General features: G+C 70.0%; 6 protein-coding genes. 1 reads left to right on the top strand and 5 read right to left on the bottom strand.

Annotated elements, in window-relative coordinates:
- Positions 1 to 146: 146 nt before the first annotated feature.
- On the top strand, positions 147 to 1,034 hold the full coding sequence (locus tag FGD71_RS43685) for a Cof-type HAD-IIB family hydrolase (protein ID WP_162931394.1): 888 nt from the start codon (positions 147 to 149) through the stop codon (positions 1,032 to 1,034).
- A gap of 67 nt (positions 1,035 to 1,101) precedes the next feature.
- On the opposite strand, the gene FGD71_RS43680 is transcribed toward FGD71_RS43685, so the two are convergent.
- From FGD71_RS43680 to hisC, 5 genes are all read right to left on the bottom strand, one after another.
- Positions 1,102 to 2,169, bottom strand: coding sequence for a M23 family metallopeptidase (locus tag FGD71_RS43680; protein WP_119106162.1), 1,068 nt, complete (start codon positions 2,167 to 2,169; stop codon positions 1,102 to 1,104).
- 191 nt (positions 2,170 to 2,360) lie between these two features.
- A complete protein-coding gene (cydD, locus tag FGD71_RS43675; RefSeq protein WP_119106155.1) occupies positions 2,361 to 6,077 on the bottom strand; it encodes a thiol reductant ABC exporter subunit CydD in 3,717 nt (1,238 codons plus the stop codon).
- 19 nt (positions 6,078 to 6,096) lie between these two features.
- Entirely contained in the window at positions 6,097 to 7,101 is a 1,005-nt protein-coding gene (cydB, locus tag FGD71_RS43670) for a cytochrome d ubiquinol oxidase subunit II (RefSeq protein WP_119106154.1), read from the bottom strand.
- Positions 7,102 to 7,121: 20 nt separating this feature from the next.
- Positions 7,122 to 8,627, bottom strand: a complete 1,506-nt coding sequence (locus tag FGD71_RS43665; RefSeq protein ID WP_119106153.1) for a cytochrome ubiquinol oxidase subunit I — start codon at positions 8,625 to 8,627, stop codon at positions 7,122 to 7,124.
- Positions 8,628 to 8,932: 305 nt separating this feature from the next.
- Positions 8,933 to 10,012 carry a histidinol-phosphate transaminase gene (gene hisC / locus FGD71_RS43660; protein ID WP_119106152.1) on the bottom strand — a complete coding sequence of 360 codons (1,080 nt, stop codon included), beginning with the start codon at positions 10,010 to 10,012 and terminating at the stop codon, positions 8,933 to 8,935.
- Positions 10,013 to 10,314: the final 302 nt, after the last annotated feature.

The raw sequence follows: 10,314 nt of genomic DNA, 5'->3' as shown, positions 1-10,314 counted from the left end.
GCAGGCGGCAGGCGGCAGGCGGCAGGCGGCAGGCGGCAGGCGGCAGGCGGCAGGCGGCAGGCGGCAGGCGGCAGGCGGCAGGCAAAGGTACAGGTGAGGGCGTACGGCATGCAGATGTGCGATGTTCCACACGGCCGTGCTGGCATATGCGGGACAATGGCGAAGTGACCTCAGCGACCCGCCGGCCCCAGCCCCCGGCCCCCACCGTTCCGCCCCGGCTGATCGCCACGGATCTGGACGGCACCCTGCTGCGCGACGACAAGTCCGTCTCGCAGCGCACGGTCGCCGCTCTGGCCGCCGCCGAGGAGGCCGGTATCGAGGTCTTCTTCGTGACCGGCCGCCCGGCCCGCTGGATGGATGTCGTCAGCGACCACGTCCACGGCCACGGGCTGGCCATCTGCGGGAACGGCGCCGCGGTGGTCGACCTGCACGGCGGCCCCGGAAGCCACCAGTTCGTCAAGATCCGGGAGTTGGCGACCGAGACCGCCCTGGACGTCATCACCTTGCTGCGCGCCGCCGCGCCCGGCACGTCGTTCGCCGTCGAGCGGACCTACAGTTTCCACCTGGAGCCGACCTACCCGTCGCTGCACATGGAGCCGCCGGACACCATCGCGCCCGCCGAGAAACTCCTAGCCGAGGACGCGCAGGGCGCGGATCAGCCGGTGCTCAAGGTGCTCGCCTACCACAGCGACATCGCCCCGGACGACTTCCTGGGCCTGGCCCGCATCGCCGTCGGCGACCGCGCGGTCATCACCCGCTCCAGCCCCAGCGCACTGCTGGAGATCAGCGGCCCCGGCGTCTCCAAGGCCAGCACGCTCGCTCTGTGCTGCGCCGAGCGCGGCATCTCGCACGAGGAGGTCGTCGCCTTCGGGGACATGCCGAACGACGTCGAGATGCTCACCTGGGCGGGCACGTCGTACGCGATGGGCAACGCACACCCCGACGTCATCGCCGCGGCCTCCGGTCGCACGGTCGCCAACAACGAGGACGGGGTGGCGGTCGTGATCGAGCGGATGCTCGCAGAGCGCAGGTGAGCGGGAGGCGGTCCCGGCGCCTGCCGAAAGCCTGGGGGAGTAGCCCCTGAATTGGGGAGTGAAGCCCCTAAAGGCGCACCCCATGCTCGGCCAGCCACTCCAGCGGATCGACACCCGACCCCAGGTACGGCGTCAGGCGCACCTCGAAGTGCAGGTGCGGGCCGGTCGAGTTGCCGGTCGTGCCCGACTGGCCGACCCACTGTCCCGGCGCCACCCGCTCCCCTTGGTCGACGGCGACGGCTGAGAGGTGCGCGTACTGCGTGTAGTAGCCGTTCGGATGCCGCACCACGACCTCGACGCCGAACGCGCCGCCGCACGACACCTTCACCACCCGTCCCTCACCGACCGAACGCACCGGCGTGCCGATGTCCACCGCGAAGTCCTGCCCGGTGTGCCCGTTCGCCCAGTACGCTCCGCCGCTGCCGAAGCCCGCGGAGAGTTCGTACGTCTCCACCGGTGCGACCCACGCGCGCGTGAAGCTCTTTCTTTTCCGCTGGCCGAGGCGGACGGCGCCACGGCACGATCCCGCCGCGACCGAGGCCTCCGCCCGCCCCTGAAGCGTCCACTGAGCCGCTTCGAGCTTCCGCTCGATCCCCCGCTTCATCTCGGCGAGCCGGGCGTTGCGCCGCTCCAGCGCCTGCCAGGCCGCGGAGGCCTTCGCCTCGTCGGCGGCGAGTTGTGTCTCCGCGCGGCGGCTCTTGATGACGGTGTTGTTGAGCGCCAGGTCGGCCTGCCAGAGGGCATGCTGACCGCGCATCAGATCCTCGGGGCTCTCCGCGAGCAGCATCTGCGCCGCCTGGGGGAGCGAGCCTCCGCTGCGGTACTGGGCGCGCGCGATCCGGCCGAGTTCGTCGCGCAGTACGTCGATGTTCCGCCGCTCCCGCGCGAGAAGCCGCTCCAACCGCCGCGCCTTGGCTCGTTGCGCCTCGGCTTCCCTGCGTCCCTCCTCGTACTGATGCGTCGCGACGGACGTCTCCTGGAGCAGCCGCGCCACCTCGGCGCCGGCGCCACGCGAGCCGCCGGAGCCACCGGAATCCACGTCGTCTCCTATGGCCGCCGTGGACCCGGCCGCCAGGACGGCCAGCGCGCACAGCAGCGCCGGTACGAGCAGGGCATGGCGGCGAGGTGAGCGCATGAGAGGGATCGTGTCGTGCGTCGGAGGCACTGGCCCGTTCAAGGCGTACGCCTGGGGGACGCGGCGCCACGGATGGGTCACCGCGCTGCTCCGAACAGGGGCCTGCGACAGCACGGCCTCCGGCAACGGCGGCGCCGGAGCCAGGGTGCCGTTTGGATCACCGCGGGACCTGGGTGATCCAAACGACACCCCTAGCTCGCCGCCACCAACAGCTCCGTCTCGTCCTCCCGCTCCCGCATCTCCCGCAGCGGGCCCTCCAGGGCGGCCAGCTCGCTGTACGGACCTCGCTGCACCACACGGCCTTCCGCCAGCACGATCACCTCGTCGACGGCTTCCAGACCTGCCAGCCGGTGCGTGATGAGCAGCGTCGTGCGTCCCTCGGTCGCGGCCAGCAGATCGGTGGTGAGCGCGTCGGCCGTCGGAAGGTCGAGATGCTCCGCGGGCTCGTCGAGGACGAGGACGGGGAAGTCGGCGAGCAGCGCGCGGGCCAGAGCGAGCCGCTGCCGCTGCCCGCCGGACAGCCGTGCGCCGTGCTCACCGATCAGTGTGTCCAGTCCGTCCGGCAGTCCGTCCGCCCAGTCGAGCAGCCGGGCCCGCCCGAGTACGTCACGCAACTCGTCCTCGGTCGCGTCCTTGCGCGCGAGCAGCAGGTTCTCGCGCACCGAGCTGTCGAAGAGGTGCGCGTCCTGCGCGCACAGCCCGACCAGGCGTCGTACGTCGTCACTGTCCAGGCCGTACGCGTCCTCGCCGCCCAGCGTGTACGTGCCGGCTCCCGCGTCCAGGAACCGCAGGAGCACCTGCGCGAGGGTCGTCTTGCCTGCCCCGGAAGACCCGACGACGGCGATCCTGCTGCCTTGTTCCAGGGTCAGGTCGAGCCCGGCCAGCGCGTCCCGGTCCTGCCCGGGGTGGCGAGCGCTCAGTTCCTTGAGGACGAGCGGGAACGGCGACGCGGGCACGGGGCCCGGCTGCTCCGGTTCGCGTACGGGCTCGGGGGCGTCCAGGACCTCGTGGACGCGTTCCGCGCTCTTGTGCACCCGCTGGCGGTACTGGACTGCGAGCGGCAGCCCGAGGACGGCCTCGAAAGCGGCCAGCGGGGTGAGGACGACGACGGCCATCAGTACGCCGTCGAGGCGTCCGGCGGCGACGGCCTGTGCGCCGACGAGCGCGGTGGCCGCCACGGTGAGCCCGGATATGAGTGCGGTGAGCCCTTCGCCGAGCGCGGTGGCGGTCGCGGCGCGCGACGCGATGCGGGTGAGCACCCCGTCGGCCCGCCGGGCTTCCGCGGTACGAGCGGGCAGCGCACCGGCGACCGTCAACTCGGCGGTACCGGTGAGGAGATCGGCCACGCGGGTCGCCAGGACGCCCCGTGCGGGGGCCAGCCGACGCTCCGCGCGACGTGCGACGGCGCCGGTCAGCAGCGGGACGCCGGCCCCTGCGGCCAGCAGCCCGAGGGCGAGGAGGGCTCCGGCCTCGGGCAGCAGCCAGGCGGAGAACCCGACGGAGGCGGCGGACACCGCGACCGCGGCAGATGCGGGCAGCAGCCAGCGCAGCCAGTAGTCCTGCAGCGCGTCGACGTCGGCGACGAGCCGTGAGAGCAGGTCACCTCGGCGGGTGGCCCGCAGACCGGCGGGAGCGAGCCGTTCGAGCCGCCGGTACACGGCGACCCGGGTGTCGGCCAGCATCCGCAGCACGGCCTCGTGCGACACCAGCCGCTCGGCATAGCGGAAGACGGCCCGCCCGATGCCGAACGCCCGCGTGGCCGTCACCGCGACCATCAGGTACAGCACAGGAGGCTGCTGCGAGGCCCGCGAGATCAGCCACCCTGAGGTGGCCATCAGGCCGACCGCGCTCCCGAGCGCGAGGCTGCCGAGCAGGAGCGCCAGCGCGAGCCGAGCGCGCCGAGGGCCGGCCATGGCCCGCACGCGCGCGAGAACACCGCCCCGCGCCGCGGCCACCCGCGGCTGAGACAGCCGCGGCTCGGATTCTGCCGCCTCAGAGGCCTCCGCCTCCGGGCTCCGTGCCTGTGGACCCGGCGTCTGCGGACCCCCTGCCTCCAAGGTGAACGACGCCTTGCCGGCGCCCACGGCCGGCACGGCTGCCGCCCCTTCGGTGCGGTGCACATCCGCACCGCCGGAACGCTCCGCACCGGACCCCACTACGGGCGCGCCGAGCTCCAGCCGCACCACCCGGTCCGCCACCCCGAGCAACGCCGGCCGGTGCACCACGAGCAGTACTGTCCGCCCCACAGCCAGGCGCCGAACCGCCTCCACGACCTCGGCCTCGGTCTGTCCGTCCAACGAAGCCGTCGGTTCGTCGAGCAGCAGCACGGGCCGGTCCGCGAGGAACGCCCGGGCCAGCGCGAGCCGTTGCCGCTGCCCCGCGGACAGCCCGGCCCCGTTCTCCCCGAGTTCCGTCCGCACTCCGTCGGGCAAGACGTCCACGAACTCGAGAGCACCCGCGTCACCGAGCGCCCTGCGTACCTCTGCGTCGCCCGCGCCGGGGCGCGCCAGCGTTACGTTCTCGGCGATCGTCCCGGCGTACAGATGCGGCCGCTGCGGGACCCACGCGATGCGCGACCGCCACTCCTCCAGGTCGACCTCGGCGAGATCGACTCCCCCGACACGCACCCGTCCCGACGCGGGCTCCACGAACCCCAACAGCACGTTCAGCAGCGTCGACTTGCCCACCCCGCTGGGCCCGACGAGCGCCACCGTCTCACCGGGCTCGACCGTGAAGGACACGTCCGATACGGCGTCCGACGACCGCCCGGGGTACCGGACCGTCACCTCGTCGAGGCGGATTCCGCCGGAGGACGGCACGGTCTCGGTTCCGGTTTCAGACAGCGCCTCGGTCCGAGACCCGGACAGCGCCTCGGTCCGAGACCCGGACAGCGCCTCGGTCCGGGACCCGGACAGCGACACGATCGCGGTACCGGACGACGGCACCGGCGTCTCCAGTACCGCGAAGATCTCCTCCGCGGCGGCCAGCCCCTCCGCGGCCGCGTGGTACTGCGCACCCACCTGCCGGAGCGGCAGATACGCCTCGGGCGCGAGGACGAGGATGACCAGCCCCACGTACAGATCCATCTCGCCATGGACGAGCCGCATCCCGATGGTCACCGCGACGAGTGCGACCGACAGCGTGGCGAGCAACTCCAGGGCGAAGGACGAGATGAAGGCGATCCGGAGGGTCCGCATGGTGGCCTGCCGGTACTCGCCGGTGATCCGCCGGATCGACTCGGCCTGCGCCTTAGCCCGCCCGAACACCTTGAGGGTGGGCAGTCCCGCGACCACATCCAGGAAGTGTCCCGAGAGCCGCGACAGCAGTCGCCACTGACGGTCCATTCGGGACTGCGTGGCCCAGCCGATGAGCACCATGAAAACAGGGATGAGAGGCAGGGTGCCGACGATGACCGCCGCCGACACCCAGTCCTCGGTGACGATCCGCGCCAGCACCGCCACGGGCACCACCAGCGCCAGCCCCAACTGCGGCAGATAGCGGGAGAAGTAGCCGTCCAGCGCATCGACCCCGCGCGTGGCGAGCGCGACGAGTGACCCTGTCCGCTGTCCGCTCAGCCAACCCGGCCCGAGCGCCCCCGCACGCTCCAGCAACCGCCCTCGCAGCTCCGACTTGACCGCCGCGCTTGCCCGGTGCGCCGCGAGTTCGGTGAGCCAGGCGACGAGCGCCCGGCCCCCCGCGACCGCCGCCAACAGCAGGAGTGGCGTGCGGAGTTCCGCGATCTCCAGCCCATGCTGGAAGGCACCCACGACCACCTCGGCGATGAGCATCGCCTGGGCGATGACCAACGCCGCCCCCACGGCACCCAGACCGATGACCGCCACCAGAAAGAGACGGGTGGCACGGGCGTACCGCAGCAGACGCGGGTCGATGGGTTTCACGTGAAACATGCCCTTCGGTTCGGCGAACTCAGTGCGCGGCCTCGGCGATGTGCTGCGTACCGATCCGCTTACGGAACACCCAGTACGTCCACGACTGGTAGAGCAGCACGATCGGCGTCGCGATCACCGCACACCAGGTCATGATCTTCAGGGTGTAGGGGCTCGACGAGGCGTTGGTGACCGTCAGGCTCCAGGCGTCATTGAGCGAGGACGGCATGACGTTCGGGAAGAGCGTCAGGAAGAGCATCGCCACCGCCGCCACGATGGTGACGCCGGACAGGGCGAACGACCATCCCTCACGCCCCGCCTGGTTCGCCACGAGAGCCGCGACCAGCGCGGCCACCGCCACGAGCATCGCGACCAGGCTCTTGCCGTCACCGTTCTCGATCTGCGTCCACAGCAGGAAGAGCAGCGCCAGCGCGGCAGCCACCAGGCCGACGCGCAACGCCGTCTTCCGCGCCCGCTCCCGGATGTCCCCAACGGTCTTGAGCGCCGCGAACACCGCGCCGTGGAAGGTGAACAGCGTCAGCGTCACCAGCCCGCCCAGGAGCGCATACGGGTTGAGGAGGTCCCAGAAAGTGCCGACGTATTCCATGTTCCTGTCGATCTTCACGCCTCGGACGATGTTGCCGAAGGCCACGCCCCACAGGAACGCCGGGATGAGGGAGGTCCAGAAGATCGCCGTCTCCCAGTTGCGCTGCCAGTGCTCCTCGGGCCGCTTCGCCCGGTACTCGAAGGCGACTCCGCGCACGATCAGGCAGACCAGGATGAGCAGCAGCGGCAGATAGAAGCCGGAGAAGAGTGTGGCGTACCACTCGGGGAAGGCGGCGAAGGTCGCGCCGCCCGCCGTGAGCAGCCAGACCTCGTTGCCGTCCCAGACCGGACCGATGGTGTTGATGAGCACCCGCTTCTCGGTCCGGTCACGGGCGAGAAGCTTGGTGAGGACGCCGATCCCGAAGTCGAAGCCCTCCAGGAAGAAGTAGCCGGTCCACAGGACCGCGATGAGGACGAACCAGACGTCGTGAAGTTCCATGACTCTGCAGCTCCCTTGGCCTAGTAGGAGAAGGCCATCGGCTTGTCGGCGTCACGGGAGTCGCCGCCGATCTTGGTGGGCGGATTGAGGTCGGCCTCGGTGAGCTCGGGCGGTCCGGCCTTGACGTACTTGACGAGCAGCTTGACCTCGACGACGGCGAGGATCGCGTAGAGCGTCGTGAAGACGATCATCGAGGTGAGGACTTCGCCCTGTGAGACGCCGGGGGAGACGGCATCGCGGGTCTGCAGCACGCCGTAGACGACCCACGGCTGGCGGCCCATCTCGGTGAAGATCCAGCCCCAGGAGTTGGCTATCAGCGGGAAGCCCAGGGTCAGGAAGGCGATGCGCCAGTACCAGGTGGTGAGTGTGGGGCCGAGGGCCTTCTTGAAGAGCACCACGTGCGGCACTTCGTCGTCGCCCACCCGCAGATGCCGTGGCAGCAGGAACTTCTTCCGGGTCAGCCACAGTCCGACCAGACCGATGGTGAAGGAGGCCATGCCGAAGCCGATCATCCAACGGAAGCCCCAGTACGCGACGGGGATGTTGGGCCGGTAGTCGCCGGGGCCGTACCGCTCCTGCTCGGCCTTGTTGACGTCGTTGATGCCGGGGACGTAGGAGCTGAAGTCGTCCTTGGCGAGGAACGAGAGCAGCCCTGGAATCTCTATCGCGACCTTGTTGTGGCCCTTGTCGACGTCGCCTACGGCGAAGACCGAGAACGGTGCCGGGCTCTCGCCGTCCCACAGCGCCTCGGCCGCGGCCATCTTCATCGGCTGCTGCTCGTACATGATCTTGCCGAGCACGTCGCCGCTGATCGCGGTGAGCATGCCGCCGAGGACGACGGTGACCAGGCCGAGCCGCAGCGAGGTCTTCATCACCGGTATGTGCTTCTTGCGGGCCAGGTGGAAGGCGGCGATGCCGACCATGAAGGCGCCACCCGTGAGAAACGCGGCGGACAGGGTGTGGAAGAACTGGGAGAGCGCGGTGTTCTGGGTCAGAACCAGCCAGAAGTCGGTGAGCTCGGCGCGGCCCTTCTTCTCGTTGATCCGGTAGCCGACGGGGTGCTGCATCCAGGAGTTGGCCGCGAGGATGAAGTACGCCGACAGGATGGTGCCGATCGAGACCATCCACATGCAGGCGAGGTGGATCTTCTTCGGCAGCTTGTCCCAGCCGAAGATCCACAGACCGATGAACGTGGACTCGAAGAAGAAGGCGATCAGGGCCTCGAAGGCGAGCGGGGCACCGAAGACATCACCGACGAAGCGCGAGTAGTCGGACCAGTTCATACCGAACTGGAATTCCTGCACGATGCCCGTGACGACACCCATCGCGATGTTGATCAGGAAGAGCTTGCCCCAGAACTTCGTCGCTCTGAGGTACTTCTCGTTCTCCGTGCGCACCCAGGCGGTCTGCAGGCCGGCCGTGAGGGCGGCAAGGGAGATCGTCAGGGGAACGAAGAGGAAGTGGTAGACGGTGGTGATGCCGAACTGCCATCGCGCCAGTGTCTCCGGCGCCAAAGCGATGTCCACGTCTTCTCCTTACGTGCCGTGGTCACGTCGGCGGTTTGCCCCGTTCGTGACGTACACCACAGGACAAACTGGCAAGCTTGTGAACGCGTTCACATTCACAAGCAATTATGACGCATGGCTTTCGGCACGCTGAGGGGTGGGGGGTCCCTAAGAGGGTCCGACATGCCTATGGCGCGATCCGGACCCCTCGTGCCGCCGCTCACCTCAGCGCTGACCTCCTCGCCGCATCCGGGCGAGGAGGTCAGGGACGGACGGTACGGCTCCTTCTGACCGCTGGGGGCTAGAGGTCCTCTGGCCGCCGGGGGCTAGAGCTCCTTGCGGAAGCTCTCCGTCGTCTTCAAGAAGATGTCGTTCGCCTCGGTCTCGCCCACCGTCACGCGCACGCCCTCCCCCGGGAAGGGACGCACGACGACCCCGGCCTGTTCGCAGGCGGCCGCGAATTCGACCGTGCGCTCACCGAGTCGCAGCCACACGAAGTTCGCCTGCGTCTCGGGCACCGTCCAGCCCTGCCCGCGCAGCGTGTCAACCACACGCGTGCGCTCGCCCACCAGCGAGCCGACCCGCCCGAGGAGTTCGTCCTCGGCGCGCAGCGAGGCGACGGCCGCGTCCTGCGCGAGCTGGCTCACACCGAAGGGCACGGCGGTCTTGCGCAGCGCCGCCGCCACCGGCTCATGGGCGATCGCGAAACCGACCCGGAGCCCGGCAAGACCGTACGCCTTGGAGAAGGTGCGCAGAACACAGACGTTCGGCCGCTCGCGGTAGATCTCGACGCCGTCCGGCACCTCGGGGTCGCGGATGAACTCGCGGTACGCCTCGTCGAGGACCACGAGGACATCGCTCGGCACCCGGTCGAGGAACCGTTCCAGCTCTGCCCGGCGCACCACGGTGCCGGTGGGGTTGTTGGGGTTGCAGACGAAGATCAGCCGCGTCCGGTCGGTCACCGCGTCCGCCATTGCGTCGAGATCGTGCACCTCCCCCGGCGTCAGCGGCACCCGCACCGAGGTCGCACCGCTGATCTGAGTGATGATCGGGTACGCCTCGAAGGACCGCCAGGCGTAGATCACCTCGTCACCGGGACCGCTCGTGGCCTGCAGCAGCTGCTGGGCGACCCCGACCGAGCCCGTGCCGGTGGACAGATGCGTGAGCGGAACCGCGAATCGGTCGGCCAGCTCGCTCATCAGCGCCGTGCACGCCATGTCCGGGTATCGGTTGAAGGCCCCGGCCGCCGCGGTCACGGTCTCCATCACCCCGGGCAGCGGTGGGTAGGGGTTCTCGTTGGAGGACAGCTTGTACGCCACCGGACCACCGGCCGCGGCAGGCTTGCCCGGCTTGTAGGTGGGGATACCCTCCAGCTCCGCACGCAGCTTGGGGCTCGTCTCGCTCACCGAAGTCCTCCTCATGACCACCACCGGATGACCCGCACCGGCTACCAATACTCCTCACCTTAAGAGGATTCGGCGCCGCTGCGAATGGCTGGGCACCGACTGCGTGCGCACCCCCACCGCAGGGCGTCGGGGCGCGCAGGCTCACAAAGGCGCACGAACGCCTCCGAGGGCTTGCGGAACAGGGGGCGCGCCGCGTTCCGGCGCTCACGCCGGTGGCTCACGCCGTGGCGCGCATCCCTCGTCAAGGTGAGTTGAGACCTCTTCGAGACATGGCCCCTTTGGCAGGCCCATGCGCGTCGACA

The sequence above is a fragment of the Streptomyces sporangiiformans genome (assembly GCF_005768555.2).
GTDB lineage: Bacteria > Actinomycetota > Actinomycetes > Streptomycetales > Streptomycetaceae > Streptomyces > Streptomyces sporangiiformans.
This window is presented reverse-complemented; position numbering and strand designations above follow the sequence as displayed.